This window comes from Bradyrhizobium sp. ERR14 (genome assembly GCF_014198235.1).
Lineage (GTDB): Bacteria > Pseudomonadota > Alphaproteobacteria > Rhizobiales > Xanthobacteraceae > Bradyrhizobium.
In genome coordinates, this window is sequence record NZ_JACIHD010000023.1 from 98,631 (window position 1) to 117,042 (window position 18,412).

Consider the following 18,412-nt stretch of genomic DNA (forward strand, 5'->3'; position numbering starts at 1 on the left):
AGACGGCCGGCCGTCACGATCTCCCTCTTGTGCCCCGCAGCGCAGCACCGAGTGATGCGCTGCAGAGCCGGGGCCCATCCAGCAGCGCAAGCTGCGGTTCCTGGGTCCCGGCTCGGCGCCGCAACGCCTTCGGCATTGCGGCTTGCTGGGACAAGAGATTGATGGGCGGCCCAATCGGGCGGCCGTCAGGCACTCTGGGCGGTCTTCACCACCACGACATTGCTGTCGTCGTGCTGGGCAGGGCCGCCGTCCTGCACCGTCTTCTCGGTTTCGCCGGCATGGCGTTTCAGATAGTCGCGACGCATGCCGATCTCGTCGCGGACGAATTCGTAGCCGAGCTTGAAGGTGTCGAGCCCGTCGGTACTGATCGAGCCGTCTCTGAGCCCGATGACCGCCCCGCGTAAAATGCCCTCCAGTTCGTCCTGGAGACATTCGAGCTGATCCAGAGAGTGGGCGTGCTCGATCCGCTCGCCGATGTCGAGGATGGCGGTGGAGAGCTCGCTGGCCTTCTCCGGCGCGATCCGGGTGATCTTGGCGTAGATCGCCGCGAAGATCGAGCCGATGACGCTGAGCGCGGCGGCGCCCAGATACATCAAGTCGCTGTACTTATCCATGAACGACTTGGTGTCGTCATTGATGTAATCGGCCGCCCCCTGGTGCGCCATCACAAAGGCGTCCTTCTCGACGGAGGCCGGCTCGATCCTGCTGGCAAAGCCGTTGTCGAGCCCGAGCGCGGACTTGTTCTCGTAGATGGTGCGCGCCAGCTCGCCCGCCGTGGATGGCGACATCCTGGATTGCGTGACCAGCAGCCATTCGAGCCCGATCGTGTCGAGATCGTCATCGGGGATTTGCGGCGACGTCGACAGCGTGCCCGCCGTCAGCGTCTCGCTGGAAATGCCCGGGAGCTTGCGCGCCAGCGCCTTGGCCTCGTCGATCGCGTTGAGCGTGAAGCCGCCACGCTTGGCGACCTGCTCATAGGCCTTGTCGCGCACTGCCCTGGAGGCATGAACGATGGCGATCACCGCGCCAAAGCCGTTTGACGGCGCGAACAGCTTGTCGAGCGTCGTGCCCTGCGGCGCCATCTGGATCTTGGCCGCGTCCGGACCGTCGGGGATATCGAGGATGCTGCGGACGAAGGCGAGGGAGGATTCGTTCTCGGCGAGAACGGCGACCTTCTTTTTCTTCAGCTCGGCGATCGACTTGATCTTCTTGTTGCCGGGACCGAGCAGAAGCACGAGATCGTGCTCGAGGATCGCGAGCGTGCGCGCCCGCAGTGGCACCTTGGCGTCGGTGCGCAGCACGGCCAGATCGGCCTGCTTGCGGTCGAACTGCGCGAGCGCCTTGGCATTGTCTGCGTTGTTGACGATCTTGATCCGGAAGCGCGAGGCGTTGGTCTTAAGCACGGCAGCAAGCTTGGCCGCGAACAGCGCCTCGTCGCTGTTGGGAGCGCCGACGGCAAAGGTCAGCGTCTCCGAATTGTGCAGCATGGCACGGCCGCCCCAGACGGTGGCGAGCGACAGCAGCAGGGTCAGCACGACGTAGAGGAAGACCTGTTGCTGATTGGTCTTGATCACCTTCGGGCGCCGCGGCGGCGGCTCGATCGGGGATGTGGTGGGGCCTTCAGTACTCATGGCAGCACTCTGGCCTTATTCCCAGGTCACGGGCGGCTCGCGGACGTGATCGCGGCGGGCGCCCTGCAATTCCTAAACATCTGAAAAAAGAATGATATTCTGTGCCGGCAATGATAACGCGCCGGGACCGGAAAGCAAATTTCGAGCCGAGGGTAACCTTACTCGACGTGGCCGCGGCGAAAGGTCATCCTATCACCAGTTAGCCACACTTGGCGATTTTCCGGTTCCCCCCGGCTGCATTCCGCCGCGGGAGATGTCATAAATCGAAGGTCCCGGCGATTTGACCGGTCCAAGAAGAAGTTGCGCTGAACGCTCCAATTTTTCTTGTCACCTCAATGAGGGCGTCGGCTTTGTCGTTTCCATCCATGTCATCGGCGGTTCCGGTCGAAGCGCTCATTGGCTGGATGCTGCTGCTCACCTTCAAGCACATCATCGCCGATTTCGTTCTTCAGACCGCCTGGATGGCGCACGGCAAGGACCAGAAGCACGGCTGGGCCCTGCCGCTGCTGGTGCATTGCCTGATTCACCTTGCGGTTGCGCTACCGTTGATCCTGATCGTCGCGCCGAAATTCTGGTTCGTCGCCTTCATCGACTTCGTGATCCACATCACCATCGACCGCGCCAAGGGGTTCGTCTCGGCCAATTTCGGCGTCGACCTTGCACATCCCTGGTTCTGGACCCTGATCGGCGTCGACCAGGCGCTGCACCATCTCACCGGCTTCGGTCTGTCCATCTTCATGGCGGCGAACTGAGGGCTGACGGCCCTCTGAGTGGGCAAGCCTTCATCGGCACTAAAGGTCGTCATGCCCGGGCTTGTCCCGGGCATCCACGTTCTTCCTGCGTCTTGGCCGTTCGTGGATGGCCGGGACAAGCCCGGCCATGACGCCGCTGCCGCCCGTTCTCCAGCCAGCGCGGTAATTCCCGGTCCCACCGCCACCTTCCGATTCGCCGCGAGCGCGCAAGCACCCCGGGTGACTACCGGGTAGCGTGGTTAACCTTTCATTAGAGAATTGCGCTGCATCTTCCGCACACGAGGGAGAACTGCAATGTTTTCAAGCCGCGATACTTTTGAAAGCGATTTCTGCCCGGTTCGCGACGAGCTCCTTGGCGAGATGTATCGCGCTAGCGAGAGTGGCCTGCCGAGGCTGGTTGAGAGTGTTTCCCCTGACGCGCGCGCCAGGCTGGCGCTGTTCTGCTATCGCCGCAGCCATCTGCACTCGCTGGCGGTCGCGATCGCAGCGAGCTGCAACGAGCGCGACCTGATCGAAAACGGCGGTCGCGTCGGCTCGACGCTCTATGCGCTGTCGCGCGAAGGCACGGCGAAATCCTCGCCGTCGCTGTCGGGCGGGCGCAAGCCGATCACGCTGTCGACCAAGCCGCTCTCGGTGCTCGCACCGCTGGACGACGAGATCGACGACGAAATCGGCGAAGCCGTTCCGGCCTAACTAGCTTCGATAGCCGGAAGCCCGAACTTCCGCCGCGCCATCGCGCATTCGGCGTCGCCCGGCATGCAGGTACGACACACCTCCGGCCGTACCGCATAGATGCCGCACGCGGTCGCTCTTCCAATATCCCCCTGCAAGGCTGAGCAGCGGTCGCCCTGGCAACGCATGCCGGATTGGCGGTCGTTGACCAGCGCCTCCGGAATCGCGGCAAGCTCTTCTTCGCTCTCGATCGAGAAGCGCGGCCAGTTGGCCGAATAGCCGCAGCAGGCGCCGCAACTCTGGCAACAGCTCGACAGATCGACGGGGGAACTCTCTTCCATCGTCCTCAAATGTCCTTGTCAGGTGTCTTTGGGCGGGCCCCAGACCAGGCTCTGCCGCCATCTCGCGCGCAGCACGTCGCGCCGCTCCGGATATCTCTCGTCGAGATAGTTGGCGTCGACCACGCGGTCGGTGCGGAAGCTGCGGAAGTCGCCGCGTAGCTCGCACCAGGCTGCCAGCAGGCGCACGGCTTCGAGATAGCCGACCGAGATCGGCCAGATCATGCGCTCGCTGGCGCGGCCCTGCTCGTCGCGATAGCGCAGCATGATCTTCTTGCCTTCATGGATCTGGGTGCGCGTGCGCACCATGTCCAGGCGGTCCGGCTCCCTGTTCCAGCTCGGCCGTGCCCGGCTCGCGGGCTCCAGCACGAACGGACGCAGCCGCTCGGGCACGGTGTCCGCGATCTTGGCCATCAGATCCTCGGCCGCGCGCGCCAGTGCCGAATCGGCATGGCCGGCGACCCACTGTGCGCCCAGCACCGCCGCCTCGATCTCGTCGGGCGTCAGCATCAGCGGCGGAAGATCAAATCCCTTTTCCAGGATGTAGCCCATGCCGGCTTCACCGCGGATCGGCACGCGCTGGCCGATCAGCGTTGCGATGTCGCGATAGATCGTGCGCTTCGAGGTCTCGAGCTCGGCCGCGATGGCGTCCGCCGTCAGCGGCTTACGCGTGCGCCTCAGCACCTGGATGATTTGAAACAGCCGGTCGGCGCGTCTCATGACGGGTCTCTTGTTGTGGTCTTTTCAGAAAGCGGCGCGCGGCTGCTGACAGGATGTTGGCAGCAGGGGGGTTCTATACCGGGACAACACATCGACTGAAGAGGATTTGTCCATGATCATTCCGACCCATTTCGGCCCGGCTATTCCGATGTTGCGGGCACAGGCGTGGTCCGCGTCGGCGTTCGGTCGCCTCGTTTCGCTCGATCTCATGGCCGTCGACCTCCGGTTTGCCCTCGCAAGCGTGGTGGCACGCCCGCTGATCCAGGCCGCGGACGCGCTGGTCCGCCATGTGATGGGCCGTGCCTGGCGGGGGGCCCGTTTCGCAGAAGATATCACGGCTGCTGCCACCATGGTGGCAGCAGCCCGGCACTAGGTTCCGTCAACTTTTTCGGTGGTTCAGGAGAAGCTTTCATGATCACGCTCTACGGATTTGGCACCGGCTTCGGCCTGCCGGAAATCAGCCCCTTCGTCACCAAGACGGAAGTGCAGCTCAAGATGGCGGGACTGCCCTACCGGAAGGAGCGGGCGATGCCGCCGGCCTCGCCGAAGGGGCAGTTGCCCTTCATCGACGACGGCGGCGAGGCGGTGGCCGATTCCACCTTCATTCGCGCCCATATCGAGCGCCGCTACGGCTTCGATTTCGATGCCGGGCTGTCGCTCACCGAGCGTGCGCAGGCCTGGGCGTTCGAGCGCATGATCGAGCACCACATCTACTGGGGGCTGGTCGGGGCGCGCTGGGTCGATCCGGTGAATTTCGCCAAGGGTCCCGCGCATTTCTTCGACGGCGCGCCGGAGCACAACCGCGAGAAACTGCGCGAGGATGCGCAATTCCGCGTCGCCGAGAACTATCTGCTCTCTGGGCTCGGCCGCCATGGGCCGGATGACGATGTCGAGCTCGCCGTGCGCTCGCTGTTCGCGCTCTCGGTGCAGCTCGGCGACAAGTCCTATCTGATGGGCAACAAGCCCTGCGGCGTCGACGCCACCGCCTTCGGTATGCTCGCCGGCATCCTCTCGCCGTTCTTCGAATCGGCCCTGCGCGAGCGCGCCGAGGGTTTTCCGAACCTCACCGCCTATGTCGATCGCATGATGGACAATTACTATCCGGAGTTCGCCTGGACCCCGCTGCGGCAGGCGGCTTAGGGCCGCGGCGTATCCGCGGGCTCGGTGCAACCTCTCCCGCTTGCGGGGGAGGTCGGCGCGAAGCGCCGGGTGGGGGCTCTCTCCTCTGGGGGATTTCCTCGGAAATTCGGAGACAGTCCCAACGCGGAGGCACCCCCACCCCAACCCTCCCCCGCAAGCGGGAGAGGGAGCGCAGCGACACGGTGGAAACAGTTCGTTTCTACAGGCCAAAACAAAAAGAGCCGGCCCATTGGGCCGGCTCTCGTCGTCTCTCAACTTTCGCCGCGTCTATTTCACCAGCGAGTACTTGCCGTTCTTCACCGTCAGCAGGATGCGCGAGCGGTCGTCGAGGCCGTAACGGTCCTTTTCGGTGAAGTTGTAGACGCCCTGGCTCGCCGCCAGCTCCTTCTCCGACAGCAACGCCTGGCGAATCGCCTCGCGGAATTCCGGCGTGCCGGGCTTTGCGGTTTTCAGCGCAGCGGGAATGATGCGCTTGAGGATCTCAAACGCGTCGTAGGAATGGCCGGCGAACTGGCTGCGGCTGTTCGGGCCGTACTTGGCTTCATAGGCCGAGTTGAGCGCAAGGCCCGGCTTCTTGGTGAGCGCGCTGTCCGGCTGGTCCTCGGGATCCATGACGGGACCGGAGGCCATCAGCACGCCCTCCGCCGCCTTGCCGGCGATGCGGATGAAATCCATGCTGGCCGCGCCGTGGGTCTGGTAGATCAGGCCCTGATAGCCGCGTTCGCGCAGCTCGGTCTGCGGCAGCGCGGCCGCGGTGCCTGACGCGCCGACCAGGATCGCGTCGGGATTGGCGGCAACGAGCTTCAGGACCTGTCCGGTCACCGACGTATCGGGACGGGCGAAGCGCTCCTCGTCGACGATGGTCATGCCCATCGGCACGGCCTGGGCTTTCAAATCGTTGAACCAGAGGTCGCCATAGGAGTCGGAATAGCCGATATAGCCGAGCGTCTTCACGCCCTTGCTCTTCATGTGCTCGTACAGCACCTTGCCCACGATCGGGATCGGCTGCGGCATCGCCACCGACCACTTCATGCGCTCGGGCGTGATCGGGAACGGTGCCAGGCCGAAATGCGGAATGCCGGCTTCATTGGCGACGTTGGAGACCGCGATCGTCGGCGGCGTCAGCGCCGAGCCCATGATGATGTCGGCCTTGGATTCGGTCACGAAGCGGCGGGCGTTGGTGGTTGCGGTGGTGGGATCGCCGCCGTCGTCGAGCACGATCACCTTCAGCGGCACGCCGCCGATTTCCTTCGGCACGAATTCCAGCGCGTTGCGCTCGGGAATGCCCAGCGCGGCGCCGGGGCCGGTCGTGGTGGTGGTGATGCCGATGGTGATTTCGCTGGTCTGGGCCAGCGCGGGCAGCGCCGGCAGGGCAAGCGTCGCCGCGGTGATGGCGGCGGTCAGGTAAAAGCGTTTCATCTATTCCTCCCGTTACGTGTTTCTTTGAAAGCAGAAATCGGGGGGTAATTCAGCCCCCTCTTTTGGCGATGCGGCGATTAGCTCCGGACTTAACTCCCCGTGAATTTGGCTACCATTTCCGCCGGGAACGGTGCCGATTTCAGCTTGTCGGGGTTAACGGGATCGCGACCGACGAGGACGCGGGTCTCAAAACCCTCGATCGCCAGCGCGTCACCCTTGTAGACGTTGTGCTTCACCTCGAAGCTCGAGCGCCTGATGCTCTCGATCTTCGTCTCGATGGTGATCCAGTCGCCATAGGTCGAGGGGATGTAGAACTTGGATCGCGTGTCGACCATGGGGATTCCCACCAGGCCGTATTTGCGGACCAGATCCTGCTTGGAGAATCCGGCGACCTCGAACAGGGTCGAGGTCGAATCGTCGAACATCGCGAAATAGCGCGGGTAGTCGACGATGTTGGCGGGGTCGCAATCGCCCCACTGGATCTGTACGTCGCGCCGGTTCACGAACATGTGTCGCGCGCCCTATTTCGGCGCCATGCGCAGCGAGCCGTCGAGGCGCACCACTTCGCCGTTCAGGTAGGAGTTCTCGACCATATGCAGCGCGAGCGCGGCGAATTCGTCGGCGTGGCCGAGCCGGCGCGGGAAGGGGATCGCGGCCGCGAGCGAGTCCTGGGCTTCCTGCGGCAGGTTCGCGAGCAGCGGGGTCAGGAACAGGCCGGGCGCGATGGTCAGCACGCGGATGCCGAACTGCGCCAGCTCGCGCGCGATCGGCAGCGTCATGCCGACGATGCCGCCCTTGGAAGCCGAATAGGCTGATTGCCCGATCTGGCCGTCATAAGCGGCAACGGAGGCGGTGTTGATGATGACGCCGCGCTCGCCGGTCGCCTGCGGCTCCAGCTTGGACATCTCGGTCGCGGCCAGGCGCAGCATGTTGAAGGTGCCGATCAGATTGACCTTGATCACCTTGTCGAAATCGGCGAGCGCCATCGGGCCGTCGCGGCCGACCACGCGCTTGGCCACGCCGATGCCGGCGCAATTAACCAGCACGCGCGGCGCGCCAAGAGCCTTGGTCGCCTGCGCGATCGCAGCCTCAGCGGAAGCGGCATCGGAGACGTCGCAAGTGATTGCCACGCCCTTGATCTCGGCGGCGACAGTCTCCGCGAGCTTGGCGTTGAGATCGCACACTGCGACCTTGGCGCCCTGCGCCGCCAGTTTTCGCGCGGTGGCAGCGCCCAGTCCCGATGCGCCGCCGGTGACGATGGCTGCCTGATCTTTCAACAACATGGCGTTCTCCTGTAGCTTATGTCCGGGTTAGCCGACCGATATCACACGGTCCGACGGATTGGCAGCGTAGAGCTCCTCGATCAATTCGGTGCGGTGCTCGAGCACGGCGCGCTGGTTGATCGAGCCCTTGTCGGTGACTTCGCCCTTGTCGATCGAGAGCGGCGCGTCCATCAGGATCGCGCGCGTGATCCGGGTCGAGGAACCCGTGGCTTGGCTGAGGAAACCGGCCAGGCGCTCGCGAAACGCCTCGCGCACCAGCCGGTCGCGTGTCGCGACGACGAGATCGTCGGTCGGCAGCGTCGGATTGATCAGCCGGCAACCGTCGAGGTCGAGCACAACCAGCGCCGAGACCTCGTCGCGATTGATGCCGGCAATAACGACGTCGCGCACCAGCGGGGCGCAGGCCGCCGTGAGGCGCGCGCGCAGCGGGCCGACGCTGACCCACGTGCCGCTGGCGAGCTTGAAGTCTTCACCGACACGGCCGTCGAAATCGAAGCCGGCGTTGAGATCATCGGGATCGGCGGGCTTGAGCGCATCCCCCATCTTGTAAAATCCTTCCTCGTCGAAGGATTTCGCGCTGATGTCGGGCTGACGCCAGTAGCCGGGCATCACATTCGGCCCCTTGGCGCGCACTTCCAGCTTGCCGTTGTTCGGCACCAGCTTGGCGTCGTTGCCTGACACGGGCAGACCGACATGGCCGGAGCGGCTGGTGCGCGGATTGACCGACATGAAGAACGGCGCGGTCTCGGTCGCACCGAGCCCGGTCAGCATCGGCACCCGATAGCCTTTTTCCTTCACCGCGAGCTCGTCGAGGCTGTCCCAGATGAATGGCGACAGCGCGGCGCCGGAGAAGAACATCGCATGCAGTCGGTCGAAGAACTTTGCGCGCAGGCCCTGATCGTCACGCAAATAGGGCAGCAGCGATTCATAGCCCTTGGGCACGTTGAAATAGACCGTCGGAGAAATCTCCTGGAGATTGCGCACGGTCTCCTCGATGCCGCCGGGCATCGGCTTGCCGGCGTCCAGATACATCGAGCCGCCATTGTAGAGCGTCAGGCCGATATTGTGGTTGCCGCCGAAGGTGTGATTCCAGGGCAGCCAGTCGATGATGACGGGCGGCTCGTCCTTGAGGAAGGCGAGCGTCTCGCGCAACATCACCTGGTTGGCGCAGATCATGCGCTGGGTGTTGATGACGGCCTTGGGATTGCCGGTCGAGCCCGAGGTCAGCAGGAATTTCGCGATCGTGTCGGGGCCGATCTTGCCGTGGACCTCGTCGAGATCGCTGCGGATCGGCGTCGCCATGAGGTCGGCGAGTGTGGTGACGTCGCGGCCCGGCACCTGGCCGTAGGACGCGGCGATCTCGGTGCCGAGCGAGACGTTGGCGGCAAGCGCATCGGCGAATTTGTCGGCGTCCTCGGCGAAGACGAGGCCGGGCGTCAGCAGCTTCATCAGATAGGACAGCTTGCCGTAATCTTTCGACACCAGCGAATAGGCCGGCGACACCGGGCAGAACGGGATGCCGGCGTAGAACGCGCCGAACGCGAGCAAGGCGTGGTCGATCGAATTGCCGGAGAGGATGACAACCGGCCGCTCCGCCGACAGGCCGCGCGCGATCAGGCCGGATGCGATGTGCCGGCTGGCAACGAGCAGCTCGGCGTAAGTGATCTTGCGCCAGCCACGGCCGCCTTCGCGCTCGGCCATGAAGACGCGGTCCGGCGTGGTGTTGGCCCAGTGATGCAGGCGGTCGGTGAGGCGAACCGGATAGTCGCCGAGCGGCTGCTTCGGCCTGAGGTAGATCGTGCCGTCGTCGCGGCGTTCGATGTCGACGACGGGATCGCCGAACGAAATGGGCCGCAGCGGGAAAGTGCTCGCGCCGCGCTCCATGCTGGAAGAGGACGGCTGCGCGCTCATGACTTGGGCTTTACCTTTGCGGTCTTGTGTTCGAGGAATTCGCGGATCCGGCGCTTTGCCTCTTTGTCGCTCTGCGCGACGGTCGCCATCAGCGATTCCATCAGCAGGCCGGTCTGCGGATTGGCCTCCGCGATCATCGGCAGCGCCTGGAGCACGGCGAAATTCGTCAGCGGGGCGTTGGAGGCGACCTTGGTCGCAAGCTCCATCGCCTTGCCGAGCCCGTTGCCGGCCTCCGTGACATATTGCGCGAAGCCGTAGGAGGCGCCTTCGGTCGCGCTGTAGACGCGGCCCGTCAGCATCATGTCCATCATCCGGGCGACGCCGATCAATCGCGGCAGACGCACCGAGCCGCCGCCGCCGACGAAGATGCCGCGCTGGCCCTCCGGAAGCGCGAAATAGGTCGAGGGCTCGGCGACGCGGATATGCGCCGAGCAGGCAAGCTCCAGCCCGCCGCCGATCACGGCGCCCTTCAGCGCCGCGATCACGGGGACGCGGCTGTACTGGATGCGGTCGAACACCCGGTGCCACATCTGGGAATGGAGCAGGCCGCCGGTCGCGTCATGCTCGGTAAGCTCGGAGAGGTCGAGGCCGCTGGAGAAATGATCGCCAATGCCGTGAATGACGACCGCGCCGATATCCTCGGGCAGGGACGCAAAACACTCGCCGATTTCCAGGATGATGCCATCGTTGAGCGCGTTGCGCTTGGCCGGCCGGTTCAGACCCACGGTCAGAACCCGGTCCGCCCTCTCGATCCGGAGTAGCCCGGAGGCACCCGCGTCAGCGGTCTCGGCGTTTCCCTGTGTCATTTGCGTCCTTGTCAGAATAGTTATGTTGTATAACGAATTTTGGGCGAGTCAAGGAGGGGCTGACTCGTGGAGTTAACCGGTTAGGAGCAAAATCCTTCCCCACATTCGATGTCGTCCCTGCGAACGCAGGGACCCATAACCCCAGGGAGGAGTTTGGCGAAGACTTGCCGTTCGCCACCGCCCGCAATCGATAGATTCCGCGGTATGGGTCCCTGCGTTCGCAGGGACGACCGCAGAGCGTATGGTCACATCACCTGATGGACGTCGATCACGACGCGGTCGGCGTGGCGCGCGGCTGAGCCGACGAAAATGTGCTCCATCAGCCAGCGATACTTGTCGTGCCCGGTCTCGATTTCGGCACGGTTCGGAAATAGATCAGCTTGGGATCGACCGGCTCGCCGCGCTTGAGCTTCTGCAGCAGCTCGACCGGTCCGAAACGCATGCCCTTGTTCTCGACATAGACAATGGCGCCGTCGTCGGTCTCGAAGGCGTATTTCGCCTCCAGGTCGATCAGCTCGTTGGGTCGGATGGTCTGGAAGTCGGCGCCGAACGGCAGCACCTTGCCTGATATCGCGCCCGTGACCTCACCGCCGATGATCGGGATGATGCGGCGGACACCGATGCCGGTCTCGCCGGCGATGACGACGTCGCCGATGCGCGCGGTGATGGTGAAGACGTATTTCGTCTCGAGCGCCGGTGTCGTCATGCTTCACCCTGTCAATGCGCCATCATCCGCGTCGGCAGCCAGGTCGCGAGCAGCGGGAAGGCGATCAGGATCACGAGGCGGATCAGGTCCGTGACCACGAACGGAATCACGCCCTTGAAGATCGTGGAGAAGGAGACGTCCTTCACCACGCTCTTGATGACGAAGACGTTCATCCCGACCGGCGGGTGAATCAGGCCGAGCTCGACGGTCATGACGATGATGACGCCGAACCAGATCGGGTCGAAGCCGAGATGCGTGATCACGGGGAAGATGATCGGCACGGTGAGGATGATCATCGCCATTGCGTCCATCAGGCAGCCGAGCACGAGATACATCACCATGATCAGCGCCAGCACGCCGTAACTGCCGAGGCCGAGGCCGGTGAGGAATTCGGTCACTTTCTGCGGCGTCTGCGTTACCGTGAGGAAGTAGCCGAAGATCAGCGCGCCGATCAGCACGGTGAAGACGGCGGCCGCGGTGCGCGTCGCCTGCAGCAGCGAGGCCAGGATCTTCTCGCGGTCGAGCCGGCCCGTCAGCACGCCGATGATGAACGCACCGGCGGCGCCGACGCCGCCGGCTTCCGTCGGCGTGAAGCGCGGCAAATAGGGCAGGCCATAGAGGCCGCCGATCACGAACACGAACAGCAGCACCGGCGCCCAGATCTCCTTCAGGCCCGCAAAGCGCTCGCGCCACGGTGTCACCTTGCCCTTGGGCAGGAAGTCGGGGCGGAAATAGCCGATCAGGAAGATCGTGATCATGTACATGCTCATCGCCAGTAGGCCCGGGATGATGCCGGCGATGAAGAGCTTCCCGATGTCCTGCTCGGTGATGATGCCGTAGACCGCGAGCACCGTGGAGGGCGGCAGCATCGCGCCTAGCGTGCCGCCGGCGGCGATCACGCCGGTGGCGAACGATTGCGGATAGCCGAAACGGCGCATCTCCGGGTAAGCGACGGCGGAGAACGTCGCGGCGGTCGCGACCGAGGAGCCGCAGATCGCGGCAAAGCCGCCGCAGGCCCCGACGGTGGCGATGCCGAGGCCGCCGCGCAAATGTCCGACGAACCCGTTGGCGGCGCGGAACAGCTCGCGGCTCATGCCGGAATTGGACACGAACGAGCCCATCAGCAGGAACATCGGGATGACGCCGAAGGTGTAGTCGGTCACCGTGCGCATCGAGGTCTGGCCGACCAGCTTCAGGGCCGCCGTCCCGTTGACGAGATAGGCGAAGCCGGAGACGCCGACGAGGCCCATGGCCATGCCGACGGGCACGCGCAGCAGCATCAGGACAAACAGGGAGACGAAGCCGATTACGGCGACGGCATCGGTGCTCATGATTACTCCGTCGCCTTCAATTTGGGATCGTGCATGTCTTCGGGGTGGAAGATCAGGCGGTAGGTGCGGATCGCGATCAGCAGCACGGCGCAGACGTCACCGACCCAGGCGATCGCGAAGAACGGCCATGTCGGCATGTGCATGTCGAAGGTCAGGACATTGTCGTTGTAGGTGCCGCGTACCTTGTCGAACAGCGTCCAGGTCTGCACCGTCACGACGAACAGCAGCACCAGGGTTGCGAACACGTCGATCCAGCGCTGATGGCGCGGTCCGACATTGCCCCAGACGAGGTCCACGGTGATATGGGTGCCGCGATAGGAGGTCGCGGCGATGCCCCAGAAGATGAGGATGCCGAGCAACATGCGGCCGATGTCGAACGAATCGGGGATCGAATAATTCAGCGTGTTGCGCAGCAGCACCGACAGGAAGATGTCGAGCGCGACGATGCCGACGAAGCCGGCCGCGATCCATTCGATCGTGTCGATGATGCGGTCCATCCAGGAGCGCTTCATGGGGTGGTCCTGTTCAAGATGAGTGCGTTGCATCCACGACGGTGCTGGGCTCCCTCTCCCGCTTGCGGGGGAGGGGTGGGGGTGCCTCCACAGAGAGACTCCCCAAGGGGAGAGAGCCTTCACCCGGCGCGCGGGACGATGCTTCGCATCGCCCGGACGCGCCGACCTCTCCCGCAAGCGGGGGAGGTCGAGCGAGTGTGCGGGCGCCGTTGGGCCTCACTCCGCTAGCGCGTTGTACTTCTTCAGCGAGGCCTTGAGATCCGCGAGTGCGGCGTCCGGATCGGCTCCGGCCTTCTTGGCGCCCTCGGACCAGGTCTTCACCAGCGGCTCGGCGGCCTTCTTCCAGGCAGCGGTCTGCTCGGATGTCAGCTTGTAGACCTCGTGACCGGATTCCGCCTTCACCTTGTCGATGCCGGCATCCTCGAACTTGCCCCAGTGCTCGCCGACCATGCCCGCCATTTCGACCGAGCAGTTCTTGTCGATCGCGGCCTTCTGCTTGTCGGACATCGCGTTGTACTTGTCCTTGTTGATCACGAACACGAAGGTCGTGGTGTAGAGCGGCGCCTCCATGTCGTACTTGGTCACCTTGTCGATGCCGAACAGCACCAGGGAGCCCCAGGGGAAGGTGACGCCGTCGGCGACGCCGCGCTCGATGATGTCGCGGACCTCAGGCGCCGAGGACTGCACATTGGTGCCGCCGAGCGACGTCACGAAGTTCGCCATGGTGGCGTGCGCCGGGCGGATCTTCATGCCCTTGACGTCCTCGGGCAGCACGATCTTCTTGGACTTGGAATGGAAGGAGGAGGGCGAGTGGACGAAGGCGAGGCAGTATTTGACGTCCTTCATCTCCTTCTCGGCATATTTGCGATACCAGGCGTCCAGCCCCATCGAGCCGCCCTTGGCGTCCGAGATCAGGAACGGCAGCTCGCCGGCGCCGACGATCGGGAAGCGGCCGGGTTGGTAGCCGGGATTGACATAGGTGACGTCGGCGATGCCGTCGCGCGCCATGTCGTAGTGGTCGAATGCTTTGCCGAGCTGCTGGGCCGGAAACACCTTGCCCTTGATGGTGCCGCCGGAATCCTTCTCGACCGCGGCAGCCCAGTCTTCCAGCGACTTCTGCAGCGGATGCGAAGCCGGCACCCAGTGCGAGATCTTCAAATCGAAGGTCTTGTCCTGCGCAAACGCAGGCGTCACGCTTGCGGCCAGCAGCAACGCCAGACAGGCTTTCCTCATCACACGTCTCTCCCTGTTTTCGACGGCGGGCTTCGATGGCCCGGTCTCGTTAATTAACATGTTATCTAATCGGCCGGCGCGTTCAAGCCGGAACTGGCGCGCACCTGGCCGCGCCGTCTGCGTCAGCCATGCTGCATGGATTTGTCGCTGCCCGGCGACGGCCCTCCCCTTTTGCCCAACCGTTATATGATATAATTATCGTGCGCGGAGCAACGCGACAAGCGAGCCGCGCGCAAAGCCTACAGGATCGGAAGGAGCAAGTATTGCGGACAAAAGTCGCAATCATCGGGGCCGGACCGGCCGGATTGTTGCTTGGGCAACTGCTGCACGCTTACGGCATCGACAATGTCATTCTGGAGCGGCAGAGCCCGGATTACGTGCTCGGTCGCATCCGCGCCGGTCTGCTCGAGGAGGGAACCGTCGCGCTGCTCGACCAGATCGGCGCCGGGGCGCGGGCGCATGCCGAGGGCCTGGTCCATGAAGGCATCGAGCTGGCCTTTTCCGGCCGCCGTCACCGCATCGACATGAAGGCGGCGACCGGCAAGACGGTCATGATCTACGGCCAGACTGAGGTCACGCTCGATCTGATGAACGCGCGCAAAGCCGCCGGTCTGATCTCGGTTTATGAGGCCAGGGACGTGCAGCCGCATGATTTCGACGGCAGTCACCCGCGCGTAACCTGGGTCAAGGACGGCGTCACCCACGAGATCGATTGCGATTTCATCGCCGGCTGCGACGGTTTTCACGGCGTCAGCCGCGCCAGCGTCCCGGCCGGGGCGATCGAGGAGTTCGAGCGGGTCTATCCGTTCGGCTGGCTTGGCATCCTGTCGGAGACGCCGCCGGTCAGCCGTGAGCTGATCTACTCCAACCACGCCCGCGGCTTTGCGCTTTGCACCATGCGCTCGACCAAACGCAGCCGCTACTATGTGCAGTGTTCGCTCGACGACCATGTCGACCAATGGCCGGACGACCGCTTCTGGGACGAATTGAAGCGCCGGCTCGACCAGGAGGCGGCCGACAGCCTCGTCACCGGCCCCTCGATCGAGAAAAGCATCGCGCCCCTGCGCAGCTTCGTCGCCGAGCCGATGCGCTTCGGCCGGCTGTTCCTTTGCGGCGACGCCGCCCATATCGTGCCGCCGACCGGCGCCAAGGGACTGAACCTCGCCGCCAGCGATGCGCATTATCTGTCTAGCGCGCTGCGCGAATTCTACGACGAGAAATCCAGCACCGGGATCGACGCCTATTCCACCACGGCGCTGGCGCGGGTCTGGAAGGCGGTGCGGTTCTCCTGGTGGATGACCTCGATGCTGCACAAATTCCCCGACACCGGCACCATCGGCGCGCGCATTCAGCTCGCCGAGCTCGACTACGTCACGCAGTCGCAGGCCGCGATGACGTCGCTGTCGGAGAATTATGTCGGGCTACCGTTTTAAGACGGTGCCGACGGTGCCGTAGGGTGGGCAAAGGCGCCTTTGCGCCGTGCCCACCATCTTCCCATAATTGCGAAAGCGCGTGGGCACGCTTCGCTTTGCCCACCCTACGGCTGTGTCATTGTGGCGCCGCCCGTGTTTCAAACACCCGCGCAAATTCCGTTTGAAACTTTGTAATTGATGCAACCGTCATCGCCATCGCGTTCAATGCTGACGACACGGCAACGCGAGACAACCATGACCGCCACCGACATTCCCGCCGGCTTCGAGCCGCTCTTTCGCAAGAGTCCTCTCACCGAACCCTGGGAGCCGCTTTACTCCAAGAACACCGACAAGGCCGTCATCATCGGCCTCCGGCTGGCCAGGCCCCACACCAACGGCCGCGGGCTGATCCATGGCGGCCTCATCGCGGCGCTCGCCGACAATGCCATGGGCTATAGTTGTGCGCTGGTGACCAACTGGACCACGTCGTTCGTGACGGTCTCGCTTTCGGTCGATTTTGCCGGCTCCGCCGAGATCGGCCAGTGGTGTTCGATCGAGAGCGACGTGATCAAGACCGGCAAGACGATCTGCTTTGCGCAGTGTCTTGTCAAAGCCGACGACACCGTGATCGCGCGGGCGAGCGGCACGTTCCGGGTGGTGCCGAAGAAGGGGTGATCTCTCCGTGTCCCGGACGCGCTGCAGCGTGCAACGCTGCTGCGCAGAGCCGGGACCCATGTCTCGACATGGCACCCTGCCGCCTTCTGGGTCCCGGCTCTGCGCCGCTCCGCGGCGCGTCCGGGACACGTTCTACCCAAACCGCCACTCCGCCGTTTCCACCACGAGATCGACGAACGCGCGCACCTTGGCCGAGAGCAGGCGCGAGGTCGGGTAAATGACGTGGATCGGCAGCGCCGGCTGCTCGTACTTCGCCAGCACGATTTTCAGCCGTCCGCGTTTCAGCCCCTCGGCGGCCTGATAGGCCAGCACGCGCGTCACCCCGCCGCTGGCTTCCGCGTATTGCAGGGCGGCGTCGGCGCTGTTGCTGATGAAGCGGGGCGATGGCGTGACCTCGATGTCGCGGCCGTCCTGCACGAAGTGCCAGCTGGCGGAGGGGCCGAACTGGATAGTCTGGTGTTCGAGCAACGCGTCCGGCGTCTTCGGCTCGCCGTGGCGCTTCAGATAGCCCGGCGTCGCCACCACGATCCGCCGCATCTCGCCGACCTGGCGCGCCACCAGCGAGGAATCGGCGAGATGACCGATCCGCACCGCGACATCGACGGCGTCCTCCACGAGATTGACGAGGTGATCCGACAAGCGCAATTCCCCGCCCACCTCGGGATAGCGCTTGAGATAGTCGGTCATGACCGGCCCGACATGCAGCCGGCCGAAGCCGACCGGCGCCGATACCACCAACCGTCCGCTCGGCCGGTTGCGCTCCTCCCGCGCGGAGCCGTCGGCCTCCTCGACATCGGCGAGGATACGCCGCGCGCGCTCCAGATAGCGCGTGCCGACGTCGGTCAATCTCACCTGCCGGGTGGTCCGCTGCAACAGCCGGGCGCCGAGATGCTCCTCCAGCGCCGCGATCAGCCGCGTTACCGCCGAGGGCGACAGGCGCAGCTTGCGCGCCGCCGGCGCGAAGCCGCTGAGATCGGCGACGGTGACGAAGGCGTGCATGGCTTCAAAGCGGTCCATGTCATTATTGCATATATCGCAATGATGAAGTGTCAAGCGGGTAGATTGTTTTAGCTGCCGTGAGGTCCACTTTGGTCGTCGAAAGACGCAGCAATGCGCCGGAATCTTCAGGAGATGTTCCGATGACTGCAGTTCACACCTATGCCAGCGATGTCGCGTTCTCGCCGGCGGTGAAGACGATCCAGGCCCGCAAGGGCTCGCGCGAGGGTTATGCCCACGCCGAGCAGCGTGGATGGCGCACTGAGGTGGACGAGAACCTCGCCGCATTCCTGGCTGACGCCAGCAGCTTCTACTTTGCGACCGCCTCGGCCGATGGCCAGCCCTACATCCAACACCGCGGCGGCCCGAAGGGCTTCTTGAAGGTGCTGGACAAGCAGACGCTGGCTTTCACCGATTATGCCGGCAACCGGCAGTACATCACCCAGGGTAACCTGTCGGAGAATCCCAAGGCCTACATTTTCGTGATGGACTACGCCCATCGCCGCCGCGTGAAGATCTGGGGCGAGGCGCGCGTGGTCGAGGACGACGAGGCGTTGACGACGTCGCTGATGCCGAAGGGCTACCGCGCCCGGCCGGAGCAGGTGATTATGTTCAAGATCGCAGCCTGGGACACCAACTGCCCACAGCACATTCCGCAGAAATTCGATGCGGGTGATGTGGCGGCGGCGAGGGATGCGAGGATTGCGGAGCTGGAGGCGGAGGTCGCGGCGTTGAAGGGAGAGAAGGCGAGTTGATTTCAGACACGACACGCTCGGTGCACCCTCTCCCCTTGTGGGCCTGTTGCGTAATCCGCCAGTTGTGATTCCCTAGGGCAAAGCCTTGGAGGTATCGATGGCGGTGAAGCGGACAGGACA

19 protein-coding genes and 1 pseudogene are annotated in these 18,412 nt (G+C 64.2%); 7 read left to right on the plus strand and 13 right to left on the minus strand.

Annotation, left to right across the window (positions count from 1 at the left end):
• Positions 1-185: 185 nt before the first annotated feature.
• Entirely contained in the window at positions 186-1,631 is a 1,446-nt protein-coding gene (locus tag GGD62_RS35305) for a TAXI family TRAP transporter solute-binding subunit (protein WP_183713008.1), read from the minus strand.
• Positions 1,632-2,035: 404 nt separating this feature from the next.
• Between GGD62_RS35305 and GGD62_RS35310 the strand changes: the two genes are divergently transcribed.
• Positions 2,036-2,383 (plus strand): DUF3307 domain-containing protein, encoded by a 348-nt coding sequence (locus tag GGD62_RS35310; protein ID WP_049832502.1) that lies wholly within the window; start codon positions 2,036-2,038, stop codon positions 2,381-2,383.
• A gap of 294 nt (positions 2,384-2,677) precedes the next feature.
• Positions 2,678-3,076, plus strand: a complete 399-nt coding sequence (locus GGD62_RS35315) for a hypothetical protein (RefSeq protein ID WP_026202549.1) — start codon at positions 2,678-2,680, stop codon at positions 3,074-3,076.
• Here the strand turns inward: GGD62_RS35315 and GGD62_RS35320 are convergent.
• Both GGD62_RS35320 and GGD62_RS35325 read right to left on the minus strand, forming a co-directional pair.
• Positions 3,073-3,396 (minus strand): YkgJ family cysteine cluster protein, encoded by a 324-nt coding sequence (locus GGD62_RS35320; protein ID WP_183713011.1) that lies wholly within the window; start codon positions 3,394-3,396, stop codon positions 3,073-3,075. The genes GGD62_RS35315 and GGD62_RS35320 overlap by 4 nt on opposite strands.
• Before the next feature lie 18 nt (positions 3,397-3,414).
• Entirely contained in the window at positions 3,415-4,113 is a 699-nt protein-coding gene (locus tag GGD62_RS35325) for a YafY family protein (RefSeq protein WP_026202551.1), read from the minus strand.
• A 112-nt stretch (positions 4,114-4,225) separates the two neighbouring features.
• Between GGD62_RS35325 and GGD62_RS35330 the strand changes: the two genes are divergently transcribed.
• Together GGD62_RS35330 and GGD62_RS35335 are read left to right on the plus strand one after the other, a co-directional pair.
• A complete protein-coding gene (locus GGD62_RS35330; protein WP_018321420.1) occupies positions 4,226-4,486 on the plus strand; it encodes a hypothetical protein in 261 nt (86 codons plus the stop codon).
• A gap of 38 nt (positions 4,487-4,524) precedes the next feature.
• Entirely contained in the window at positions 4,525-5,253 is a 729-nt protein-coding gene (locus GGD62_RS35335) for a glutathione S-transferase family protein (protein ID WP_018321421.1), read from the plus strand.
• A 267-nt stretch (positions 5,254-5,520) separates the two neighbouring features.
• Here GGD62_RS35335 and GGD62_RS35340 read toward each other — a convergent pair whose 3' ends face one another.
• The 9 genes and pseudogenes from GGD62_RS35340 to GGD62_RS35380 form a co-directional block, all read right to left on the minus strand.
• Positions 5,521-6,672 carry an ABC transporter substrate-binding protein gene (locus GGD62_RS35340; RefSeq protein WP_018321422.1) on the minus strand — a complete coding sequence of 384 codons (1,152 nt, stop codon included), beginning with the start codon at positions 6,670-6,672 and terminating at the stop codon, positions 5,521-5,523.
• Positions 6,673-6,761: 89 nt separating this feature from the next.
• A complete protein-coding gene (locus GGD62_RS35345) occupies positions 6,762-7,181 on the minus strand; it encodes a thioesterase family protein (protein WP_183713014.1) in 420 nt (139 codons plus the stop codon).
• Positions 7,182-7,193: 12 nt separating this feature from the next.
• Entirely contained in the window at positions 7,194-7,955 is a 762-nt protein-coding gene (locus GGD62_RS35350; RefSeq protein WP_018321424.1) for an SDR family NAD(P)-dependent oxidoreductase, read from the minus strand.
• A gap of 27 nt (positions 7,956-7,982) precedes the next feature.
• A complete protein-coding gene (locus GGD62_RS35355) occupies positions 7,983-9,866 on the minus strand; it encodes a feruloyl-CoA synthase (protein ID WP_183713017.1) in 1,884 nt (627 codons plus the stop codon).
• Positions 9,863-10,672, minus strand: a complete 810-nt coding sequence (locus GGD62_RS35360; RefSeq protein WP_028142148.1) for a crotonase/enoyl-CoA hydratase family protein — start codon at positions 10,670-10,672, stop codon at positions 9,863-9,865. The genes GGD62_RS35355 and GGD62_RS35360 overlap by 4 nt, the downstream gene beginning before the upstream one ends.
• Positions 10,673-10,917: 245 nt before the next feature.
• Positions 10,918-11,378 (minus strand): annotated as a pseudogene (locus tag GGD62_RS35365) (DUF3237 domain-containing protein).
• An 11-nt stretch (positions 11,379-11,389) separates the two neighbouring features.
• Positions 11,390-12,709 (minus strand): TRAP transporter large permease, encoded by a 1,320-nt coding sequence (locus tag GGD62_RS35370; protein WP_018321428.1) that lies wholly within the window; start codon positions 12,707-12,709, stop codon positions 11,390-11,392.
• A 2-nt stretch (positions 12,710-12,711) separates the two neighbouring features.
• Complete coding sequence (locus GGD62_RS35375; protein WP_018321429.1) at positions 12,712-13,221, minus strand: TRAP transporter small permease; 510 nt, start codon at positions 13,219-13,221, stop codon at positions 12,712-12,714.
• Between the two features lie 216 nt (positions 13,222-13,437).
• Positions 13,438-14,454, minus strand: coding sequence for a TRAP transporter substrate-binding protein (locus tag GGD62_RS35380; protein WP_018321430.1), 1,017 nt, complete (start codon positions 14,452-14,454; stop codon positions 13,438-13,440).
• 263 nt (positions 14,455-14,717) lie between these two features.
• Between GGD62_RS35380 and pobA the strand changes: the two genes are divergently transcribed.
• Both pobA and GGD62_RS35390 read left to right on the plus strand, forming a co-directional pair.
• Positions 14,718-15,887 carry a 4-hydroxybenzoate 3-monooxygenase gene (gene pobA / locus GGD62_RS35385; protein WP_183713020.1) on the plus strand — a complete coding sequence of 390 codons (1,170 nt, stop codon included), beginning with the start codon at positions 14,718-14,720 and terminating at the stop codon, positions 15,885-15,887.
• 234 nt (positions 15,888-16,121) lie between these two features.
• On the plus strand, positions 16,122-16,541 hold the full coding sequence (locus GGD62_RS35390; protein WP_179737999.1) for a PaaI family thioesterase: 420 nt from the start codon (positions 16,122-16,124) through the stop codon (positions 16,539-16,541).
• A 132-nt stretch (positions 16,542-16,673) separates the two neighbouring features.
• On the opposite strand, the gene GGD62_RS35395 is transcribed toward GGD62_RS35390, so the two are convergent.
• Positions 16,674-17,558, minus strand: coding sequence for a LysR family transcriptional regulator (locus tag GGD62_RS35395; protein ID WP_183713022.1), 885 nt, complete (start codon positions 17,556-17,558; stop codon positions 16,674-16,676).
• A 122-nt stretch (positions 17,559-17,680) separates the two neighbouring features.
• Here GGD62_RS35395 and GGD62_RS35400 point away from each other — a divergent pair, with 122 nt between their 5' ends.
• Positions 17,681-18,292: a pyridoxamine 5'-phosphate oxidase family protein gene (locus GGD62_RS35400; protein ID WP_183713024.1), complete on the plus strand. Its 612-nt coding sequence runs from the start codon at positions 17,681-17,683 to the stop codon at positions 18,290-18,292.
• The last annotated feature ends 120 nt before the right edge of the window (positions 18,293-18,412 follow it).

Coding starts and splice junctions, on each gene's coding strand:
- GGD62_RS35305 (WP_183713008.1), bottom strand. CDS start 1,631: ATGAGTACTGAAGGCCCCACCACATCCCCGATCGAGCCGCCGCCGCGG.
- GGD62_RS35310 (WP_049832502.1), top strand. CDS start 2,036: ATGCTGCTGCTCACCTTCAAGCACATCATCGCCGATTTCGTTCTTCAG.
- GGD62_RS35315 (WP_026202549.1), top strand. CDS start 2,678: ATGTTTTCAAGCCGCGATACTTTTGAAAGCGATTTCTGCCCGGTTCGC.
- GGD62_RS35320 (WP_183713011.1), bottom strand. CDS start 3,396: ATGGAAGAGAGTTCCCCCGTCGATCTGTCGAGCTGTTGCCAGAGTTGC.
- GGD62_RS35325 (WP_026202551.1), bottom strand. CDS start 4,113: ATGAGACGCGCCGACCGGCTGTTTCAAATCATCCAGGTGCTGAGGCGC.
- GGD62_RS35330 (WP_018321420.1), top strand. CDS start 4,226: ATGATCATTCCGACCCATTTCGGCCCGGCTATTCCGATGTTGCGGGCA.
- GGD62_RS35335 (WP_018321421.1), top strand. CDS start 4,525: ATGATCACGCTCTACGGATTTGGCACCGGCTTCGGCCTGCCGGAAATC.
- GGD62_RS35340 (WP_018321422.1), bottom strand. CDS start 6,672: ATGAAACGCTTTTACCTGACCGCCGCCATCACCGCGGCGACGCTTGCC.
- GGD62_RS35345 (WP_183713014.1), bottom strand. CDS start 7,181: ATGTTCGTGAACCGGCGCGACGTACAGATCCAGTGGGGCGATTGCGAC.
- GGD62_RS35350 (WP_018321424.1), bottom strand. CDS start 7,955: ATGTTGTTGAAAGATCAGGCAGCCATCGTCACCGGCGGCGCATCGGGA.
- GGD62_RS35355 (WP_183713017.1), bottom strand. CDS start 9,866: ATGAGCGCGCAGCCGTCCTCTTCCAGCATGGAGCGCGGCGCGAGCACT.
- GGD62_RS35360 (WP_028142148.1), bottom strand. CDS start 10,672: ATGACACAGGGAAACGCCGAGACCGCTGACGCGGGTGCCTCCGGGCTA.
- GGD62_RS35370 (WP_018321428.1), bottom strand. CDS start 12,709: ATGAGCACCGATGCCGTCGCCGTAATCGGCTTCGTCTCCCTGTTTGTC.
- GGD62_RS35375 (WP_018321429.1), bottom strand. CDS start 13,221: ATGAAGCGCTCCTGGATGGACCGCATCATCGACACGATCGAATGGATC.
- GGD62_RS35380 (WP_018321430.1), bottom strand. CDS start 14,454: ATGAGGAAAGCCTGTCTGGCGTTGCTGCTGGCCGCAAGCGTGACGCCT.
- GGD62_RS35390 (WP_179737999.1), top strand. CDS start 16,122: ATGACCGCCACCGACATTCCCGCCGGCTTCGAGCCGCTCTTTCGCAAG.
- GGD62_RS35395 (WP_183713022.1), bottom strand. CDS start 17,558: ATGGACCGCTTTGAAGCCATGCACGCCTTCGTCACCGTCGCCGATCTC.
- GGD62_RS35400 (WP_183713024.1), top strand. CDS start 17,681: ATGACTGCAGTTCACACCTATGCCAGCGATGTCGCGTTCTCGCCGGCG.